This window comes from Bordetella genomosp. 13 (genome assembly GCF_002119665.1).
GTDB lineage: Bacteria > Pseudomonadota > Gammaproteobacteria > Burkholderiales > Burkholderiaceae_B > Bordetella.
This window is the reverse complement of sequence record NZ_CP021111.1, coordinates 960,695-979,595: the sequence shown is the minus strand read 5'-3', so window position 1 is coordinate 979,595 and position 18,901 is coordinate 960,695. Positions and strand designations below refer to the sequence as shown.

Annotated in this window: 17 protein-coding genes, 1 tRNA gene and 1 pseudogene; 10 read left to right on the top strand and 9 right to left on the bottom strand. The window is 67.5% G+C overall.

Annotation, left to right across the window (positions count from 1 at the left end):
* Window positions 1-22: 22 nt before the first annotated feature.
* The gene (locus CAL15_RS04540) at window positions 23-1,501 is read left to right on the top strand and encodes a phospholipase D-like domain-containing protein (protein ID WP_086077488.1); all 1,479 of its coding nucleotides are present in this window, start codon (window positions 23-25) and stop codon (window positions 1,499-1,501) included.
* Window positions 1,502-1,516: 15 nt separating this feature from the next.
* On the opposite strand, the gene CAL15_RS04535 is transcribed toward CAL15_RS04540, so the two are convergent.
* On the bottom strand, window positions 1,517-2,422 hold the full coding sequence (locus CAL15_RS04535) for a LysR substrate-binding domain-containing protein (RefSeq protein ID WP_086077487.1): 906 nt from the start codon (window positions 2,420-2,422) through the stop codon (window positions 1,517-1,519).
* Between the two features lie 198 nt (window positions 2,423-2,620).
* Between CAL15_RS04535 and CAL15_RS04530 the strand changes: the two genes are divergently transcribed.
* The 6 genes from CAL15_RS04530 (at window position 2,621) to CAL15_RS04505 (ending at window position 8,176) form a co-directional block, all read left to right on the top strand.
* Window positions 2,621-3,370: an SDR family NAD(P)-dependent oxidoreductase gene (locus tag CAL15_RS04530; protein WP_086077486.1), complete on the top strand. Its 750-nt coding sequence runs from the start codon at window positions 2,621-2,623 to the stop codon at window positions 3,368-3,370.
* Between the two features lie 37 nt (window positions 3,371-3,407).
* Window positions 3,408-4,397, top strand: a complete 990-nt coding sequence (locus tag CAL15_RS04525) for a TRAP transporter substrate-binding protein (protein WP_086077485.1) — start codon at window positions 3,408-3,410, stop codon at window positions 4,395-4,397.
* Window positions 4,398-4,468: 71 nt separating this feature from the next.
* Complete coding sequence (locus CAL15_RS04520) at window positions 4,469-4,996, top strand: TRAP transporter small permease (RefSeq protein ID WP_086077484.1); 528 nt, start codon at window positions 4,469-4,471, stop codon at window positions 4,994-4,996.
* Between the two features lie 24 nt (window positions 4,997-5,020).
* Window positions 5,021-6,280 (top strand): TRAP transporter large permease, encoded by a 1,260-nt coding sequence (locus CAL15_RS04515; RefSeq protein WP_086077483.1) that lies wholly within the window; start codon window positions 5,021-5,023, stop codon window positions 6,278-6,280.
* A 22-nt stretch (window positions 6,281-6,302) separates the two neighbouring features.
* On the top strand, window positions 6,303-7,169 hold the full coding sequence (locus tag CAL15_RS04510; RefSeq protein WP_086077482.1) for a transketolase: 867 nt from the start codon (window positions 6,303-6,305) through the stop codon (window positions 7,167-7,169).
* Window positions 7,166-8,176: a transketolase family protein gene (locus CAL15_RS04505; protein WP_086077481.1), complete on the top strand. Its 1,011-nt coding sequence runs from the start codon at window positions 7,166-7,168 to the stop codon at window positions 8,174-8,176. The genes CAL15_RS04510 and CAL15_RS04505 overlap by 4 nt, the downstream gene beginning before the upstream one ends.
* A gap of 53 nt (window positions 8,177-8,229) precedes the next feature.
* On the opposite strand, the gene CAL15_RS04500 is transcribed toward CAL15_RS04505, so the two are convergent.
* The 8 genes and pseudogenes from CAL15_RS04500 to CAL15_RS04465 all read right to left on the bottom strand — a co-directional run bounded on the left by CAL15_RS04500 (window position 8,230) and on the right by CAL15_RS04465 (window position 15,208).
* Entirely contained in the window at window positions 8,230-8,997 is a 768-nt protein-coding gene (locus tag CAL15_RS04500) for a CPBP family glutamic-type intramembrane protease (RefSeq protein ID WP_086077480.1), read from the bottom strand.
* A 4-nt stretch (window positions 8,998-9,001) separates the two neighbouring features.
* Window positions 9,002-9,598, bottom strand: a complete 597-nt coding sequence (pth, locus tag CAL15_RS04495) for an aminoacyl-tRNA hydrolase (protein WP_086080925.1) — start codon at window positions 9,596-9,598, stop codon at window positions 9,002-9,004.
* Between the two features lie 206 nt (window positions 9,599-9,804).
* Entirely contained in the window at window positions 9,805-10,434 is a 630-nt protein-coding gene (locus CAL15_RS04490) for a 50S ribosomal protein L25/general stress protein Ctc (RefSeq protein WP_086077479.1), read from the bottom strand.
* A 136-nt stretch (window positions 10,435-10,570) separates the two neighbouring features.
* Complete coding sequence (locus CAL15_RS04485; protein WP_198299146.1) at window positions 10,571-11,521, bottom strand: ribose-phosphate pyrophosphokinase; 951 nt, start codon at window positions 11,519-11,521, stop codon at window positions 10,571-10,573.
* Window positions 11,522-11,656: 135 nt separating this feature from the next.
* Window positions 11,657-11,733, bottom strand: a tRNA-Gln gene (locus CAL15_RS04480).
* 1 nt (window position 11,734) lies between these two features.
* A complete protein-coding gene (ispE, locus tag CAL15_RS04475; RefSeq protein WP_086077478.1) occupies window positions 11,735-12,703 on the bottom strand; it encodes a 4-(cytidine 5'-diphospho)-2-C-methyl-D-erythritol kinase in 969 nt (322 codons plus the stop codon).
* Window positions 12,700-13,326 (bottom strand): lipoprotein insertase outer membrane protein LolB, encoded by a 627-nt coding sequence (gene lolB / locus CAL15_RS04470; RefSeq protein WP_420042534.1) that lies wholly within the window; start codon window positions 13,324-13,326, stop codon window positions 12,700-12,702. The genes ispE and lolB overlap by 4 nt, the downstream gene beginning before the upstream one ends.
* A pseudogene (locus CAL15_RS04465) lies at window positions 13,323-15,208 on the bottom strand (tetratricopeptide repeat protein). Before CAL15_RS04465 ends, lolB begins: the two are co-directional and overlap by 4 nt.
* Here CAL15_RS04465 and mutM point away from each other — a divergent pair.
* From mutM to CAL15_RS04450, 3 genes are all read left to right on the top strand, one after another.
* Window positions 15,207-16,034, top strand: coding sequence for a bifunctional DNA-formamidopyrimidine glycosylase/DNA-(apurinic or apyrimidinic site) lyase (mutM, locus tag CAL15_RS04460; RefSeq protein ID WP_086077477.1), 828 nt, complete (start codon window positions 15,207-15,209; stop codon window positions 16,032-16,034). The pseudogene CAL15_RS04465 and the gene mutM sit on opposite strands and share 2 nt — an antisense overlap.
* Window positions 16,035-16,126: 92 nt before the next feature.
* The gene (locus CAL15_RS04455) at window positions 16,127-17,080 is read left to right on the top strand and encodes an MBL fold metallo-hydrolase (protein WP_086077476.1); all 954 of its coding nucleotides are present in this window, start codon (window positions 16,127-16,129) and stop codon (window positions 17,078-17,080) included.
* Between the two features lie 124 nt (window positions 17,081-17,204).
* A complete protein-coding gene (locus CAL15_RS04450; RefSeq protein WP_086077475.1) occupies window positions 17,205-18,884 on the top strand; it encodes an FAD-dependent oxidoreductase in 1,680 nt (559 codons plus the stop codon).
* The last annotated feature ends 17 nt before the right edge of the window (window positions 18,885-18,901 follow it).

The following is an 18,901-nucleotide window of genomic DNA, read 5'->3' as shown; positions in this document are numbered from 1 at the left end:
ACGGAATATACGGATTCCCACCATGGGCCACACGCCGACAAAACAACAAGACGATACGCCCGGCCACGAAGGCCGCAACTGCTGGCGCACCGCCACGGCGCAGCGCTTCTCCCTCATCGTCGATGCGGACGACTACTTCAAGTCGGTGCGCAAGGCCATGCTGAATGCGCGCAAGAGCATTCTGCTGATCGGCTGGGATTTCGATTCGCGCATCGAGCTTCGACGCGGCGATGACCCGGGCCCCGAGGTGCTGGCCAGCTTCATACCGTGGCTGGCCGATCGCACACCCCAGCTGGAGATCCGCGTGCTGCGCTGGGATACCGGCGCCATCAAGTCTTTCTTCCGCGGCAGCACGTGGCTTACCATCCTGCGCTGGATGACGCATCGGCGCATCACGCTGAAGCTGGACGGTGCCCACCCGGTCGCGGCGTCACACCACCAGAAGATCGTGGTCATCGACGACAGGCTGGCATTCTGCGGCGGCATCGACATCACCGCCGAACGCTGGGACACGCGCGCCCACGCCGACCATGAACCCGCGCGCACGCGGCCCGGCGGCAAGCCGTACGGCCCCTGGCACGATGCCACCAGCGCCCTGGATGGAGAGGCCGCGCGCGCCTTGGGCGACCTGGCCCGCCAGCGCTGGCAGACTGCGACCGGCCAGCGGCTGGAGCCGGTCGAATGCGATGGCGACCCCTGGCCCGCGGGCCTCGAGCCGACGTTCGAGCAGGTGCGCGTCAGCATCGCCCGCACGATCCCCGCCATGAACGACGAGCCGGGCGTGCATGAAATCGAGCAGATGTACCTGGACCTGATCGCGGGCGCGAAGCGTTTCATCTACGCCGAAAGCCAGTATTTCGCCTCGCGCAAGATCGCCCGCGCCATCGCCCGGCGCCTGACCGAAGAAAACGGCCCCGAGATCGTCGTGATCAACCCCGAGTCCGCCTCGGGCTGGCTCGAACCCCTGGCCATGGATAGCGCCCGCGCGAAGCTGGTCGAGGCCCTGCGCCGCGTCGACCGGCACGGCCGGTTCCGGCTCTATCATCCGCAGACGGCCGGCGGCGCGCCCATCTATGTGCACGCCAAGGTGCTGGTCGTGGACGACCGCTGGCTGCGGGTCGGCTCCTCGAACTTCAACAATCGGTCGATGCGGCTGGACACCGAGTGCGATGTGGTGCTGCCGGTAGGCGGCGCCACCGATGCGGACCAGCGCGCCGCGATAGACGACATCCGCAACGGGCTGATCGCCGAGCATCTCGGTGCCGATCCCGTACAGGTGGCGGCCGCGCTGCAACGCACCGGGTCGCTCATCGCCGCCATTGAATCGCTGCGCAAGCCGGGCCGCACGCTGACGCCCTATCGGCTTCCCGAACTGAGCGACGGCGAAGAATGGCTGGCCGACAACGAGATCCTCGATCCCGAAGGTCCGGACCAGCTCTTCGAACCCTTGACCCGGCGCGGCCTGTTCAAGAACTGGCACTGGCCGTGGCGGCGCCGCTGATAGCCGTCTGAAGCCTCATGCGGGCTTGTGCGTCCAGGCGTCCGTCGCGGCCTCGGCATGCAGCCAGGCCAGGAACGCATCGACCGCCGGCCGCTTCCTGTGCCTGGCCGGATAGACGGCGAAGTGCCCCTTCACCAGGATCGCCATCTTCAGCCCGAACACGGGCTCGAGCTTGCGTTCGTCCAGGTGACGGCCGGCGATGGTCGCGCTTTCCAGCGCCACGCCCAGCCCTTGCGCCGCGCCGTCCAGCGACATCTGCGCCCGGTCGAAGCGGACGGTGAAATGATCGGGCGCGCGTCGCTCGGAATAGCGCTTGAACCAGTCCGCCCATTGCACGACGCTGACGTTGCTTTGGATCAGCGGCACGTCCAGCAGTTGGTCCACGCGCTTCAACCGGTGCTCGCGTATGAACGCCGGACTGGCCAGCGGCACGATCCGTTCCTCGAACAGCGGCTCGACCACCACGCCGCCCCAATGCGGCACGCCATAGCGGATGTCGATGTCGGACTGGCCCAGCTCGAAATCGCTGTGCGTGTGGGCCGCGGACAGGTTGAGGGCGATGTTCGGATGAGCCTGCGCGAAACGGCGCAGGCGCGGCATGAGCCACAGGCTGGCGATGCTGGGCGCGGAATGCACGTAGAGGCTGTTGCTGACGCCCTGCCGCATATCTTCCGTGGCGGCCGTGATGGCCGACAGCGCGCCGCTGATGCGCGACAGATACTGTTCGCCCGCGCTGCTCAGGCGCACGCCATGCGCGTTGCGCTCGAAGAGGCGTACACCGAGATCGCTTTCCAGGCGAGCCACCTGATGGCTGATGGCCGAAGCGGTGAGATGCAGTTCGGTTGCCGCCACCGCGAAACTGCGCCGGCGCGCGACCGCCTCGAATGCGACCAGGTTGGAGATGGGCGGGATGGCGGGCATCGGGTTGTCCCTCACCTAAGATGACGGATCGTCAGCTTAAGCTGACAACACATCGCTTGTCCTGATGTTATCGCCGTCGAATACTCCAGGAAAACAAGGACAACGGAGACTCGCGCACCGCCCGGCCCTTCGATGGGACGCGGTGGCGTCGTCGCGGAGATCCGCCGTTCCATTCCTATCTAACCGGAGGACGACGAGATGCTGCTGGAGAACAGGATTGCCGTGATCACCGGAGGCGCGGGCATCAATGGATTGGGCTTTGCGACGGCGCGCATGATGGCGAGCCATGGCGCGCGGGTGGCCATCCTGGACTTGCCGCACGCCGAGCCTACCGTGGCGGCCACGCGGCTGGGCGAAGGGCATCTGGGCCTGGTGGCCGACGTGACGGACAAGAGCGCCTGCGAGGCGGCGATCGGGGCGGTGCTCGAGGTCTATGGAACGGTGGACATACTGGTCAACAACGCCGGCATCACGCAGCCGATCAAGACGCTGGAAATCGGCGGCTCGGACTATGAGCGCGTGCTGGACGTCAGCCTGCGCGGCAGCCTGTATATGTCGCAGGCCGTGCTGCCCACCATGCGCGCCCGGCGTTCGGGTTCGATCATCTGCATTTCATCGGTGTCCGCGCAGCGCGGCGGCGGCATCTTCGGCGGCCCGCACTACTCGGCGGCCAAGGCTGGCGTGCTGGGCCTGGCGCGGGCCATGGCGCGCGAGTTCGGTCCCGAAGGCATACGCGTCAACTGCATCACGCCCGGGCTGATCGAAACCGACATCACGCAGGGCAAGCTGACGCCCCGGCACAAGGCGGAAATCGCCGAGGGGGTTCCGCTGGCCAGGCTCGGCAGGGCCGACGACGTGGCCGGCGCATGCGTCTTCCTGGCCAGCGATCTGTCCGCGTATTGCACCGGCATCACCCTCGATGTGAACGGAGGCATGTTGATCCACTGAACGGCAGTCCCATTACAAATAGAGGAGACATCACACCATGAAAAGCCTGTATATCCTGCGGGCGGCGTGCGCCTTTGCCGCGCTCGCGCTGCTGCCCCTGTCCGGCCATGCGCAGAACATGAAGCTGACGCTGGGCCACGGCGCCGCGGTGGGCAACTCCCGGCACGAGGCGGCCGTCAAGTTCGCCGAGGTGCTCAAGGCCAAGACCGGCGGCCGCATCGAAGTGCAGGTGGCGCCCGCCGCGCAACTGGGCGACGACGCGGCGATGGTGACCGCGCTGCGCACGGGCGCGCTCGACCTCAGCGCCAATTCCCAGGGGCCCGTGGCGGCCGCCGTGCCTGAGTATGCGGCCTTTGGCATGCCGTTCCTGTTCACCACTCCCGCCGAAGCCTTCAAGCTGCTGGACGGTCCGCTGGGCCGCGAGTTGGCCGACAAATCGGCCGACAAGGGGCTGATACTGCTGGGCACCTGGGACAACGGCATCCGCCAGATGACCAATAGCAAGCATCCCATCAACCGCGTAGAAGACATGAAGGGCCTGAAGATGCGGGTGCCGCCGGACGCGACGCTGGTCGACATCATGACCGCGCTGGGCGCCGAGTCGCAGCAGATCAAGTTCGCGGAACTGTACGTCGCGCTTCAGCAAGGCGTGGTCGACGGCCAGGAGAACCCGCTGGTCAACTTCTACGCCAGCAAGCTGTACGAAGTGCAGAAATACCTGGCGATGACGAACCACCAGTTCCAAATGACGCCCTTCCTGATGAGCAAGCGCACCTGGGATCGCCTGGGCGAGGCGGATCGCAAGGCGGTACAGGCGGCAGCCGATGAAGCCTCCGCCCTGCAGCGCCAGCTGTCACGCGACGCCGACGCCAAGCTGCTGGCCGAACTGAAGGCCAAGGGCGTGCAAGTGACCACGCCCGACACCTCGGCATTCGCCAAGGCGACGGCGTCGGTGGACCAGAAGTGGCTGTCCGGTCCCATCGGCCCCTATGTGAAGAAGGTGCTGGCGGCCGCCCGCGGCAAATGACCGCATGGCAGGCCCGTCCCGTTCCGCGTTCGCGCGGCCGCGGCGGGCCGTGAACCAGGCAGGAGACAACGATGCAAGCTGAACGACATGGGTGGCTGGAGTGGGTCGTCTGCGCCGTATGCCGCGTGGTGCTGTGGCTGTCCACCACGGTGATCTTCTTCATTCTGGTGGTCAACACCTTCCTGCGCTACGCCACGGGATCCAGCCTGCAGTGGGCCAATGAGGTACCCGAGCTGCTGTTTCCATGGCTGGTGATGGCCGGCGTGGTGCTGGCCGCGCAGCAGAACGCGCACATCGCCACGACCTTTCTCATGGACGCGCTGCCCGTGCGGACCCGCCGCGTGCTGGCAGGCGCCGCATGGCTGGTCGTGGCGGGGCTGTACGCCACGCTGTCGTGGGCCACCTACCGCATGATCGACATCGTGCATGACGAGAAGACGCCCATCCTGCAACTGCCGGGCTCCATCACCTACGCCTGCGTCATGGGCGGCATGGTGTTGCTGGCCATCCTGGCGTTGCGATCGGCGTGGACCGTGTGGCGGGCCCCGGCAGTGTCGGCGCCAGCGCTCGACCCGCGCACGCCGGCCGCCCACTGGTGACGCCGCATACCGAAAGGAACAACGATGAGCGCAATGATTCTGGTCGTGTTCATGGGCGCCGCCGTCATCGCGATGCCGATCGCGCACGCGCTGCTGGTGGCCGCCATGACCGCCGTGGCCAGCACGGACCGCGTGCCCCTGGACCTGGTGGTGCAGCAGATGGTGGCGCAGGTGCAGAGCTTCCCGCTGATCGCCATCCCCTTCTTCATGCTGACCGGCGCGCTGATGATGGGCGGCAAGCTGGGCGAGGCGCTGGTCGGCGTGCTGTCGACCCTGATCGGCCGCTACCATGGCGGTCCCGCACAGGTAGGGGTGCTGTCGTCCACCTTGTTCGGCGGTGTCTCGGGCTCGGCCGTGGCCGATGCCTCGGCGATAGGATCGCTGATGATCCCCTGGCACAAGCGCCTGGGCTATCCGCCGGCATTCTCGGCCGCCACGCTGGCGGCCGCGGCGACCATCGACATCCTGATTCCGCCGTCGATACCGCTGATTCTGTACGCCCTCGCATCCAATGCCTCGGTGGCCTCGCTGTTCATTGCCGGCGTGCTGCCCGGGCTGCTGCTGTGCGGCGGCTTCATGGCGGCCTGCTGGTGGGTCGGCAAGCGCCGCAACTTTCCCAAAGATACGGCGCGGTTCGACGCCGCGGCGTTTCGCCGCCACATGGCGTATGCCTCCCCCGCCGTTCTGCTGCCCGTGCTGATCCTGGTGTTCCTGCGGTTCGGCATCGCCACGCCGACGGAAGTCGCGGTGCTGTCAACGCTCTACGCCGGCCTGGTGTCCGCCGTGATGTACCGGGACCTGAGCTGGAAGCGCTTGAACGACGCGATCTTCCATGCGGGCCTGGCCACCGGCGTCGTCCTGCTGGTGATCATGGCCTCGTCGGCCATCGGCTGGCTGCTTACCTTCGACCAGACGCCGCAGAATATCGCGCACTGGGTGCAGCAGCACGTGCACGTCGACTGGCTGGTCATCCTGATGATGAACGCGATGATGCTGTTTCTCGGCATGTTCATCGACCTGCCGGCCGCGATCCTGCTGCTGGCCCCGGTGTTCGTGCCGCTCGCGCACAGCATAGGCATGGACCTGACTCAGCTGGGCATCATGATGGTGGTGAACCTCGCCATCGGCCTGTACACGCCGCCCGTGGGCACCACGCTGTTCATCACCAGCGCGCTGGCCAAGGTCAAGGTCGGCCAGACGGTGCGTGAGCTGGTGCCGTTCTACCTCGTGGCCTTTTTCGTGCTTGCGCTGGTCTCTTATGTGCCCGCGAGCATTCTGCACTGACGGAACTGTGAAGGAGTTGCCGATGACGCAGCAAACCGCATCATTGAACGAGCTGGCCATGGCCGCCTGGCGCATACGCCGCAACGCGGTGCGCATGGGCGAAGTGCAGGGACAGGGCTATATCGGCCAGGCCCTGGGATGGGCGGACGTGCTGGCGGTGGCCTATCGCCATGCCATCACCCTGCAGCCCGGCAATCCGGACTGGGAGGGACGCGACCGCTTTCTGCTGTCCCACGGTCACTATGCCATCGCCCATTACGCCGCGCTGATCGAGGCCGGCGTCATCGACGAGAACGAACTGGACACCTATGGCAGCGACGACAGCCGCCTGCCCATGTCGGGCATGGCGACGTACACGCCCGGCATGGAGATCTCAGGCGGATCCCTGGGCCAGGGGCTGTCGATCGGCGTGGGCATGGCGCTGGCCCTGAAGCACAAGGGCAATCCCGCGTTCGTCTACAACTCGATGTCGGACGGCGAACTCGACGAGGGCTCGACGTGGGAGGCGGCCATGGGCGCCGCGCACCATCGCCTGGACAACCTGATCTGCCTGGTCGACATCAACAATCAGCAGGCCGACGGCCCGTCGGGCAAGGTGCTGGGCTTCGAGCCGCTGCTGGACAAGTGGACGTCGTTCGGCTGGCATGCGCAGCGCGCGGCCGGCAACGACATCGCGGCGGTGCAGCGGGCCTTCGATGCAGCGAGAACGCTGCAGTCGCCCCAGCCGCGGGTCATCCTGTTCGACACGCTGATGGGCAAGGGCGTGCCGTTTCTCGAGCAGCGCGAGAAGAATCACTTCATCCGTGTCGATCCGCCCGAGTGGCAGCAGGCCCTGGACGTACTCGACCAGAACCGTCCGATCGAACAAGTCGAAGGAGCTTCCGCATGAACAGCGCAGTGCAAGAGAAGAAGCCGCGCCTGACCACCTCGGCGATGATCGCGTCGATCGCCTCGGAAGGGCAGCGTGTCCGCGCCGCGCCGTTCGGCAAGGCGCTGGTCGACTATGCCGCCAATCGGCCCGACATCGTCGGCATGACCGCGGATCTGGCCAAGTACACCGACCTTCATCTGTTCGCGCAGGCCTATCCCGAACGCTTCTACCAGATGGGCATGGCGGAGCAATTGCTGATGGGCGCGGCCGGCGGCATGGCGAAGGAAGGACTGGTGCCCTTCGCCACCACGTATGCCGTGTTCGGCACCCGCCGCGCCTATGACTTCGTCCACCAGGTGATTGCCGAAGAGAACCTGAACGTGAAAATCTGCTGCGCCCTGCCGGGACTGACGTCGGGCTATGGCCCCAGCCACCAGGCCACCGATGACCTGGCGATGATGCGGGGCATACCGGGACTGACCATCGTCGATCCGTGCGATGCGCTGGACATCGAGCAGGCGGTGCCGCAGATCGGCGAGCACAAAGGCCCGGTGTACATGCGGCTGCTGCGCGGCCAGGTGCCGCTGGTGCTGGACGAGATAGAGGGCTACCGCTTCGAGCTGGGCAAGGCCAAGCTGCTGCGCGAGGGCGCCGAGGTGCTGATCATCTCGAGCGGCATCATGACCATGAGGGCGCTGGAGGTGGCGCAGGACCTTGCCGACGACAAGATAGGCGTGGCCGTGATGCACTGCCCCACCATCAAGCCGCTGGACGAGACCGCGATCATCGAGGCGGTGCGCTACAAGCATCGGCTTATCGTCGTGGCCGAGAACCACTCGGTGATCGGGGGATTGGGCGAATCCGTGGCCAGCGCGCTGCTGCGCCACCGCGTGCAGCCGGCCGGCTTCCACCTGGCCGGGCTTCCGGATGCATTTCTGGATGCGGGCGCCTTGCCGACCCTGCACGAGCGCTATGGCATCAGCCGCAAGGCGCTGCGCTCGCGCATCCGCGACTGGCTGAATTGACGCAGGGCGGGCCGGGTCCGAGGCCGCCCCGCGTGCAGGCGCGAAAAGCGCTGCTACTGCTGCGGCATCGGAATCGGCAGGTTCTGCGTCAGCCCGGCCATCAGCATGATGAACAGCACAGGCCCGCCGTTGAACACGCCGTGCAGCAGGATGGCCGCGCCGATGCCGCGGCGCGTGCGCATCCAGCCGAGCACCATGCCGGTCATCCACTGCGGCAGCACCAGCAGCGGCAGCATGTACACCGCCATGCCCTGCAGCGTGAAGTTGTTCAGGTGCACGGCGGCGAAGGTGATGGACACCAGGTGAAAGACCATGCCGTAGCGGCGCACGTATTCGCGCCGCCATGCGGTGCGCCAGCCCTTCAGCTGCGCGCGGCCGCGCCGCAGCGGCAGGCACAGCACGATCATCAGGCACGCCACCCATGCCACGGTCCAGCCCATGGGCCCAAGCAGGATGGGCGGCAACAGCAGCGGGCACAGCCACAAGGCCTGCAGGGGGCGACGCAGGCCATGGCGGAACAGCAGCTCTTCCACCAGCGGCGCCCATAGCACGGCCGCCAGCCAGGGAATGTTCATGGGATCGAGGCGGTGCACGGCGCCGCCCGCGCCGGCGGCCATGACCGCGATGGGGCCGAGCGCGAACAGGTTGATCGCCCACAGCACGCCGGCCCAGGCCATCAGCCTGGCGAAGCCGATGTTGGGCGTCCAGTCTCCGGCCAGCCCGCCATGCGGATGCCGGCCCGGCAGGCGGCGCAGCGTGGGACGGCGCACGAAGCGCCAGAAATCGGCGAACTCTGCCCCGAAGCTCAGGCGGTCTGCCATGGCGTCAGGCGGGATTGTTGGCGTGCAGTTGGCGCGTGGCCAGCGCGAAGTCGCCCGACAGCATGGCGGGCACGACGGCGCGGCAGCGATCCAGCACCGCGTCGATGGCGGGCTGTTCCTCGCGGCGCGGCGGGTGCAATACGAAGTCGGCCACCTGCTGGGCCAGGTTCAGCGTGCGCGGATGGCCGATGCCGATGCGGATGCGCCAGAAGTTGGGACTGCCCAGCGCGGCCTGGATGTCCTTCAGGCCGTTGTGCCCGGCATGGCCGCCGCCCTGCTTCAGCTTGACCTGGCCGGGCAGCAGGTCCAGTTCGTCGTGCAGCACCAGCACCTGCTCCGGCGCCAGCTTGTAGAAGCGCGCCAGCGCGCCCACCGCCTGCCCCGAGCGGTTCATGTAGGTGGCGGGCTTGAGCAGCAGGACGTTCTCGCCATCCTTGCGCGTCTTGGCCACCTCGCCGAAGAAGGATTTCTCGAAGGCGAACGAGGTGCGCAGATCGCCGGCCAGCTGATCGGCCAGCCAGAAGCCGGCATTGTGGCGGGTGGTTTCATACTCGGGGCCGGGATTGCCCAGGCCCACGATCAGCCGGATGGGATCGGTCATGATGATGCACAGGTGAAAGGTTGCGCCGACATTGTGCCCGATATGACGGACCGAAGAGGAAGGCCCGTACGCCGGCTGGCGCGATGCCTCCTTCATGGGCCCCATCGGGCGCGTATCGGCGCGACGGAAATAAAAAACTCCGCGGTGCGGCGCACACGCGGAGTTTCGGGGATACCGCGCCGAGGCAGGCCCCGGCGCAGGCATCATCAGGCAGCGGGCGTTTCGCCTTCGGCTGCGGCTTCGGCGTCGTCGTTGCCGCCGCCCGCGCCGCCACCCTTGACCAGGGCCGAGGCCAGGACCGGGTTGGCGTCACCGCCGTGCGACAGGTAGGTCACGCCCTTGGGCAGCTTGATGTCGGCCAGGTGCACGGAAGCGCCGGCAACCAGGTTGGCCAGGTCGACTTCGATGAACTGGGGCAGAGCGGCCGGCAGGCAGGTGATTTCCAGTTCGTTCAGCACGTGGGTGATGACCGCGCTGCTCAGCTTGACGGCCGGCGAGTTCTCGGCGTTCAGGAAGTGCAGCGGCACCTTGGTGTGCAGGGCCTGCTTGGCATCGACGCGCTGGAAGTCCACGTGCATGACTTGCTGCTTGTAGGGGTGCCATTGAACGGCACGCAGCAGGACCTGCTCGCCCTTGCCGCCGTCCACTTCCATCGACAGGATGGAGGCGTGGAACTCTTCCTTGCGCAGGGCGTGGTAGATCTCGTTGTGATCCAGTTCGATGTTCAGCGGGGCACCCGTGCCGCCATAGACGATGGCGGGAACGCGGCCCGCGCGGCGCAGGCGGCGGCTCGCACTCGAACCCTGGACGCTACGCGCAGTGGCATTGAATTTCATGAAAAAACTCCGGAACGATTGAACGGCGCGATACTGCGGTACTGCTTGCGCCGGTTGGGTTTGCCTGGCGCGACATGCGCCCGGCATGTTTGCGCCCCGCCGCGACCAGCGGAGCGCAAATGCTTGAATACGGGGCTTAGTCGGCGAACAGCGAACTGACCGACTCGGCGTTGGAGATGCGCAGGATGGTCTCGCCCAGCAGCGCCGCGCAGGACAGCTGGCGGATCTTGCCGCAGGCCTGGCCCTGTTCGGACAGCGGGATGGTGTCGGTGACCACCAGTTCGTCCAGTTCGGACTGTTCGATGCGCTCGATGGCGCCGCCGGACAGGACGGGGTGCGTACAGTAGGCGTAGACCGCGCCGGCGCCGCGCTCTTTCAGGGCCTGGGCGGCCTTGCACAGCGTGCCGGCGGTGTCGACCATGTCGTCCATGATGATGCAGGTGCGGCCGTCGACTTCACCGATGATGTTCATCACCTCGGAGACGTTGGCGCGCGGACGACGCTTGTCGATGATGGCCAGGTCGGCCTCGAGCTGCTTGGCCAGCGCGCGGGCGCGCACCACGCCGCCGATGTCGGGCGACACCACCACCAGGTTCGGGAAATTGCGGCGCCAGATGTCGCCCAGCAGGATCGGACCGGCGTAGATGTTGTCGACCGGGATGTCGAAAAAGCCCTGGATCTGGTCGGCGTGCAGGTCCATGGTGAGGACGCGATCGACGCCGGCGACCTGCAGCATGTTGGCCACGACCTTGGCCGAGATGGCCACGCGCGCCGAACGCGGGCGGCGGTCTTGGCGGGCATAGCCGAAGTACGGGATGGCGGCGGTGATGCGGCCCGCGGAAGCACGGCGCAGGGCATCGACCATGACCATGATTTCCATCAGGTTGTCGTTGGTCGGCGCGCACGTGGGTTGCAGGACGAAGACATCCTTGCCGCGCACGTTCTCGTTGATCTCGACCATCACTTCACCATCCGAGAAGCGGCCGACGGTCATCTTGCCGAGGGACATGTCGAGATGATTGACTACGTCCACGGCCAGCCGGGTGTTGGCCGTTCCCGTGAAAATCATGAAGCTGTCGTTTGCCATGACCATGATGCGGAATGCGAAGGGCGTATGTTTCGGATCACGGCCAGTGCCGAGCGCGTGGACCCGATAAAAGCAAAAAAGCCGCTGAACCGTAGGTCGGAGCCTGAGTTCAACAGCTTTTTTATGTATTTGGGCTGGCTGGGGAGGAAGGATTCGAACCTTCGCATGCCGGAATCAAAATCCGGTGCCTTAACCAGCTTGGCGACTCCCCATCTATCTTGCAATCCAGTCCCGCAACGGATGTTCGACTAGACCGGCCGTGGCCTGGATCAACCGAAAATCCGGATGCGCTGGGCCGGTTGTTTTGCCGGCGACGCGCATTGTAGCGGTAATTTCCTGCTGCGCCAAAACGGCCTGCTGCAACTGCGCAAACTCGACATAAAGGCATGCGCCCGACCCCGACATGCGTACCGAAGGTGAAACTTCAGTGCTGCACGCCTGGCCTTGCAACCATGCTTTCAGCCGCGTTTTCAACTGCGGCGTTTTCAACCGCGTTTTCAACCATTCAGCGCTGTACTCGATTCGAGGATAGCGCCGAAAGACCGCAGGCTCCAGGTCATTCCTGCCAAAGGCAGAATTAGGCTGGGCAAGAAAGTCCGCTATTGTGATCGAATCGGAATCCCGTGTCAAATCGGGGGCGCCGAAGATTTCAGCGGTCGGCACGCTGGCGTCGGGTTGAGCCAACAGATACGCGGCCGGCGGCAGTTCGACGGCCGTCAGGTCTTCGCCCACCCCTTCGGCGAAAGCAGACTGGCCGAACACGAAGACCGGCACGTCCGCACCCAGCGGCAACGCTAGTGCCATGAGTTCGCGGCGCGACAGTCCGGTGCCCCACAGGCGGTTCAACGCGATCAGCGTGGTGGCGGCGTCGCTGGAGCCGCCGCCCAGCCCCCCACCCTGCGGAATGCGCTTGTGCAGCCCGATCTGCGCGCCGGCCTGCGTGCCGGTGGCGCGCTGCAGGGCGCGCGCGGCGCGCACCACCAGGTCTTGCTCGGCAGGCACGCCGGGCAAGTCGTAGCTGCGCCCGATCTGGCCGTCCGCGCGCGCGTCGAAATGCAGGGTGTCGCACAGGTCGACGAAGCGGAACACGGTCTGCAGCAAGTGATAGCCGTCCGCACGACGGCCCACCACGTGCAGGAACAGGTTGAGCTTGGCGGGCGCGGGAACGTCGTAGAGGGTCACTGCGTATCCACCACGAGCCGCACGACGATGCGCCGCCCGGCTTCCTGGCGCTCGAGCACGAGCAATTGCGGACCCTGCGCGTCGTAGCGCGACAGGCGTGCCTGCCAGCCGCGCTGCGAGAACGCGGTGGGGCGGCCCTGCGCGTCGTTCTGCAGGTCGGTGGGAGCCGGCTGCCCCGGGTTGCCGCGCAGCCAGTCGCGCAGGCCGCTGACGGGCACGGGACTGCCCAGCGCGTCCTCGGCCAGGGTGTCGGGATCGGCTGCCTGCAGGCTGGTGCCGTTGGCGCGGGTCAGCATGGCGGCGCCGGGCTGGCCTTCGACGCGGGCTTCGGTCGAGCCCAGCGGCGTGGTCAGGTCGAGCCGGTATCGGGTGCCGTCATCGCGCCAGATGAAGCCGCCCTGCACCGCCTGCTGCGCCCCATCGGCCTCGGTGGCCGTGATGGCGAAGCGGCCGCCGCGCGCGAACGCATCGGTCGCGATGTCTCCGGCAGGCTTGGGGATGGTGCTGCACGCGGCGACGGTCAGCAGTGCCATTCCCGCCGCGAGCCCGCGGCCGGCGCGTGCCCAGACGCGCAATGCGGCGCGCGCCGCGCTGCCCGCGGCGGACGAGGCGACAGACGTCATGGCTGGACCCCGAGACGCTTGATCGTGTCGAGCACGGTGGCGTTCTTCGCGTCCTTGCGATAGGCCGCGCGCAGCAGCTCGGCGGCGCGGTCGCGCTTGCCCTGGCTCCAGAGCACCTCGGCCAGGTGCGCGGCGATGTCAGCTTCGGGGCGCTTGGCATAAGCGCGGGACAGGTACTGCACGGCGGCGTCGGATTCGCCCAGGCGGAATTTCACCCAGCCCATGCTGTCCAGGATGAACGGATCCTCGGGCGACAGCGCCAGCGCCTTCTCGATGAGCTGCTGCGCCTCCGGCAGGCGCTTGTTGCGATCGGCCAGCGTGTAGCCGAGCGCGTTGTAGGCGTGAGCGTGATCGGGATCGAGCGCGATGACTTCGCGCAGCAGACGCTCGAGTTCGTCGACCCGGCCGCGGCGCTCGTTCAGCATGGCCAGTTCGTACTTGACCTCGACCGTATCGGGCATCTCCCCATCGGCGGCGCGCAAGGTCGCGATGGCCTGGTCGATGCGGTCGGCATCGCGCAGCACCTGCGACTTGGCCAGCACGCCCTGCAGGCGCTCTTCGTCGTCCTGCGGGTCGGCGGCGTCGATCATGGCCAGCGCATCGTCCACGCGCCCCTGGCGCGCGCGCAGCGCGGCCTGGCGCAGGTGCGCGGCATAGCGCATGCCGGGATCGTCGATGCGCGCCAGCTCGGCGATGGCGTCGTCGTAGCGGCCCTGGTCTTCGGCGATGCGCGACAGCAGCACACGCGCATCGGCGGCGGCCGCGCCGGCATCGGTGGCGCCCCGCGCGGTGGCCCGCTGGCGCTGGTCCTGCACGGCCAGGTACTGCTGCAGCAGCGTGCGTGCCTGGTCGAGACGGCCGACGCGATAGGCCAGCTGGGCCTGCATGAACATCAGGTCGAAGTCTTCGGGCGAACGGCGCGCCATGGCCTGCAACTCGGCCAGCGCCCCCTCGTTGTCGCCCCGCTCGGCCATCTGGCCGGCCAGCAGCAGGCGCAGCTTGCGCGCATCGGGGTTGCGTTCGATGAAGGCGCGCGCCTCGGCCTCGGCGGCGACAGGATCGGCCTTGGCGCCGTATTCGAGCACACGCTGGGCCGCCGCCTCGGACTTGGGCTCCGCCGCCAGTGCGGCCCGCGCCTCGGCCACTGCGCGCGCGTTGTCGCCGGCGGCGTTGGCCACGTCGGCCAGGGCCAGGCGCGCCGCGGGCAGCTTGCGGACCTTTTCGCTGAAGGCGTCGTCGAGGATGCGCAGCGCCATGCGGCGGTCGTTCATGCGACTCAGGATGCCCAGGGTCTGGGCGATGGCGACGGTCTTGTCGGGCGCCGCGTCGATGCGCTTGCGCAGGGCCTGGGACAGGCCCTGGGTCTGGCCATTGGCGGCGGCCAGGGCCAGTTCGGTGGAGGTAGCCTCGGCGTCGTAGGGAGCCAGGTTGGCCCACGTGCGGGCGGCCTCGAGCGCGCCCGGCAGGTTGCCGCCGGCCAGCTGGAACTCTAGCGCGCGATGGGCGATGCGCGGATCGCCGGTCTCGCGCGACAGGTTCACCAGCGTGGTGGCGGCGCTGCCGTACAAGCCGCGCTGCGCCGCGATCTCGGCGGCCAGCAGACGATACAGAATGTCGCCCGTGAGCGTGACGTAGGGCAGCTGGCCCGGCCGCAGGCGGATGATCTCGGTCTCGGGGCCGCGAGGCGCCATGAGCCGGGGCCCGGTGGCGTCCTTGGGACGCACTTCGGCGGCCTGCACCGGCGCACCGGTCTGGATGCCCGCCAGCGCCAGCGCCAGCGCGGCGATACCGACATTGATTGGTTTAAGCGACAACTTCACGCAGCCTGTCCGGTTGGTGGCACAATCGTCCGATTACTTTGTCTGATCTTACACTGGCTCATGCCGGAACTGCCTGAAGTCGAAACCACCCGCCGAGGAATCGACGCTGTCATCACAGGCCAGACGCTGCGGCGCCTGGTCGTGCGCGAATCGCGCATGCGCTGGCCCATCCCCGCCGATCTTCCCGACCTCGTTTCCGGCCGCGCCGTGCTCGAATGCGCGCGCCGCGGCAAGTATCTGCTGCTGCGCTTCGAGCACGGCACCCAGATCGTGCACCTGGGCATGTCAGGGTCGCTGCGCCGCGTGCCCGAGGCCGAACCGCCGCGCAAGCACGATCATGTCGAATGGATCTTCGACCACGCCATCCTGCGTCTGCATGACCCCCGGCGCTTCGGGGCGGTGCTGTGGCACGCCCATGCCGACGGCCCGCTCGAGGCCCATCCGCTGCTGGCCAGCCTGGGCATCGAACCCTTCGACCCGCGCTTCGACGGCCGCTGGCTGCACGAGCACTTCCGGGGCCGCCGCATCGCGGTCAAGCAGGCCCTGCTGTCGGGCTCGGCCGTGGTGGGCGTCGGCAATATCTACGCATCCGAAAGCCTGTTTCGCGCGGGCATCGATCCGCGCACGCCGGCGCAGCGCGTGTCGCGTCCGCGCTGCGAACGATTGGCCGACATGATCCGCGCCACCCTGGCCGACGCGCTGGCCTCGGGCGGCAGCACGCTGCGCGACTACGTGGGCGCGGGCGGCGAACCGGGCAGCTATTTCACCATCCATGCCGCGGTCTACGAGCGCCACGGCCAGCCTTGCCGGGTATGCGGTACGCCCATACGCCGCCTGGTACAGGGACAGCGCGCCACCTACTACTGTCCGGTGTGCCAGCGACGATGAATTAGTCATTAGCAAACGTATTGCACAAAAACGAACGCAGGACTATATTGGCTCCACTCGCACGTCTATAACTACAGTGGAAGGAGCCAGACATGAGCAAGCAGTTCGCCTCGCACGCCGACCTGGAAGACAAGGTCGTCTCATTCGAAAAGCTGTCCGACAACGCCTATGCCTACACGGCCGAGGGCGATCCCAACACCGGCGTCATCATCGGCGATGACGCGGTGATGGTGGTGGATACCCAGGCCACCCCGGTGATGGCGCAGGACGTCATCCGCCGCATCCGCGAAGTCACCGACAAGCCGATCAAATACATCCTGCTGTCGCACTATCACGCCGTGCGCGTGTTCGGGGCCTCGGCCTACCAAGCCCAGGAAATCCTCGCCAGCCGCGACACCTGGGACCTGATCGAGGAACGCGGCGAGCAGGACAAGGCCAGCGAGATCGGCCGCTTCCCGCGCCTGTTCCGCAACGTCGAATCGATCCCGCCCGGCCTGGTGTGGCCCACCATGACCTTCAAGGGCGAGATGACGGTGAACCTGGGCAACCTCGAGGTCAAGCTGCTGCAGATCGGCCGCGGCCACACCAAGGGCGACACCATCGCCTGGCTGCCGGAGCAGAAGATCCTGTTCGCGGGCGACCTGGTCGAGTACCAGTCCACGCCCTACTGCGGCGATGCCTATTTCCGCCAGTGGCCCGTCACGCTGGACGCCCTGGCCGGCTTCAAGGCCGAGAAGATGGTGCCGGGCCGCGGCCCGGCGCTGAAGAGCGCCGAGGAAGTGCGCCAGGGGCTGGCGGGCACGCGCGCCTTCCTGACCGACCTGTATGGCGTCGTCAACCGCGGCGTGGCCGACGGGCTCGACCTGAAGACCATCTATCGCCAGGCCTACGACTTCATGAAGCCGCGCTACAGCGACTGGGTCATCTTCGATCACTGCATGCCGTTCAACGTCTCGCGCGCCTACGACGAAGCCACCGGCCACGACGATCCGCGCATCTGGACGGACAAGCGCGACATCGAGATGTGGAAGCAGCTGGAAGGCTGATCCGCCAGGCGGCGCCCGCCGCCGACGTGACGTAGCTCGCCCCGCCTGTGCCGGCCCCAGCCGGCGCGGCGGCGGCACGCGGGCGCGCATAACAAGAACCTGCCGACGAGCGGGGGAGAGACACGTGGAAGACATCGATTTCCAGGCGATGGAGTTCGCCTATCGCCGCTGCGCGGACCAGGACGGGTCCGCGCCGGCTGCCCACCGCGCGGTCGTGGTGGGCGCGGGCCCGGTGGGCCTGAGCACCGCGCTGGACCTGGCGCGCCAGGGCGTGCGCGTGCTGCTGCTGGACGACGACTGCAGGCTGTCCACCGGGTCGCGCGCCATCTGCTTCTCCAAGCGCACGCTCGAAATCTGGGACCGCCTGGGCATCGGGCAGCGCATGGTCGACAAGGGCGTCTCGTGGAACGTGGGCAAGGTGTTCTTCCGCGACCAGCAGATCTGGAAGTTCGACCTGCTGCCCGAGGCGGGCCACGAGCGCCCCGCCTTCATCAACCTGCAGCAGTACTACGCCGAAGGCTATCTGCTGGAACGCGTGCGGGACGAACCGCTGATCGAACTGCGCTGGAAGAACAAGGTGACGGGCGCCGCGCAGGACGACGACGGCGTGACGCTGGCGGTGGAAACGCCCGACGGCGCCTACTCGCTGCGCGCCGAATGGCTGGTGGCCTGCGACGGCTCGCGGTCGCCCGTGCGCAAGCTGCTGGGTCTGGAGAGCCACGGCCGCATCTTCCGCGACCGCTTCCTCATCGCGGATGTGAAGATGAAAGCCGACTTCCCGGCCGAGCGCTGGTTCTGGTTCGACCCGCCCTTCCATCCCGAGCAGTCGGTGCTGCTGCACATGCAGCCCGACAATGTCTGGCGCATCGATTTCCAGCTGGGCTGGAACGCCGACCCGGTCGAAGCCGTGAAACCCGAGAACGTGCTGCCTCGCATCCGCGCGCTGCTGGGCCCGCAGGCGCAATTCGAACTGGAGTGGGTCAGCGTGTACACCTTCGCCTGCGAGCGCATGGACCGCTTCCGCCATGGCCGCGTGCTGTTCGCCGGAGACTCGGCCCACCGCGTGTCGCCCTTCGGCGCACGCGGCGCCAACAGCGGCGTGCAGGATGCCGAGAACCTGGCCTGGAAGCTGAGGCTGGTGCTGGCCGGCCACGCGCCCGCCACGCTGCTGGACACCTACTGCCAGGAACGCGAGTACGCGGCCGACGAGAACATCCGCAACTCGTCGCGCTCCACCGACTTCATCACGCCCAAGAGCGACGCCAGCCGCGTGCTGCGCAATGCCGTGCTGAACCTTGCGAAGCATCATCCGTTCGCGCGTACGCTGGTCAACAGCGGCCGGCTGTCGACGCCGGCCACTTATGTGGATTCGCCGCTGAACACGCCTGACAGCAACGAGTTCGCGGGCCGCATGCGGCCGGGCGCGGTGGCCGCCGACGCGCCGGTGCGCAGCAATGGCGCCGACGACTGGTGGCTGCGGCAGCTGGGCGACGAGTTCGTGCTGGCGCTGTTCTGCGGCGACAGCATGCCCGACGAGGCGACGCTGGCGGCGCTGTCCCGGCTGGAGCAAGGCCCGGTGCCCGTGCGCACCGTGCTGGTGGGCGGCGCGCAGTCGGCATCGCACGACGGCGCGGTGCAGGACGTGCAAGGGGTCCTGGCGCAGCGCTACGATGCCCGTCCGGGCACGTGCTACCTGATCCGCCCCGACCAGCACGTGGCCGCGCGCTGGAGAGCCTTCGATCCCGCCGCGGTCGGCGCGGCGCTGCGGCGCGCCCTGTGCCTGCCCCTGGGCGAACCCGCCTGACGCGCCCGCTTTGCGCA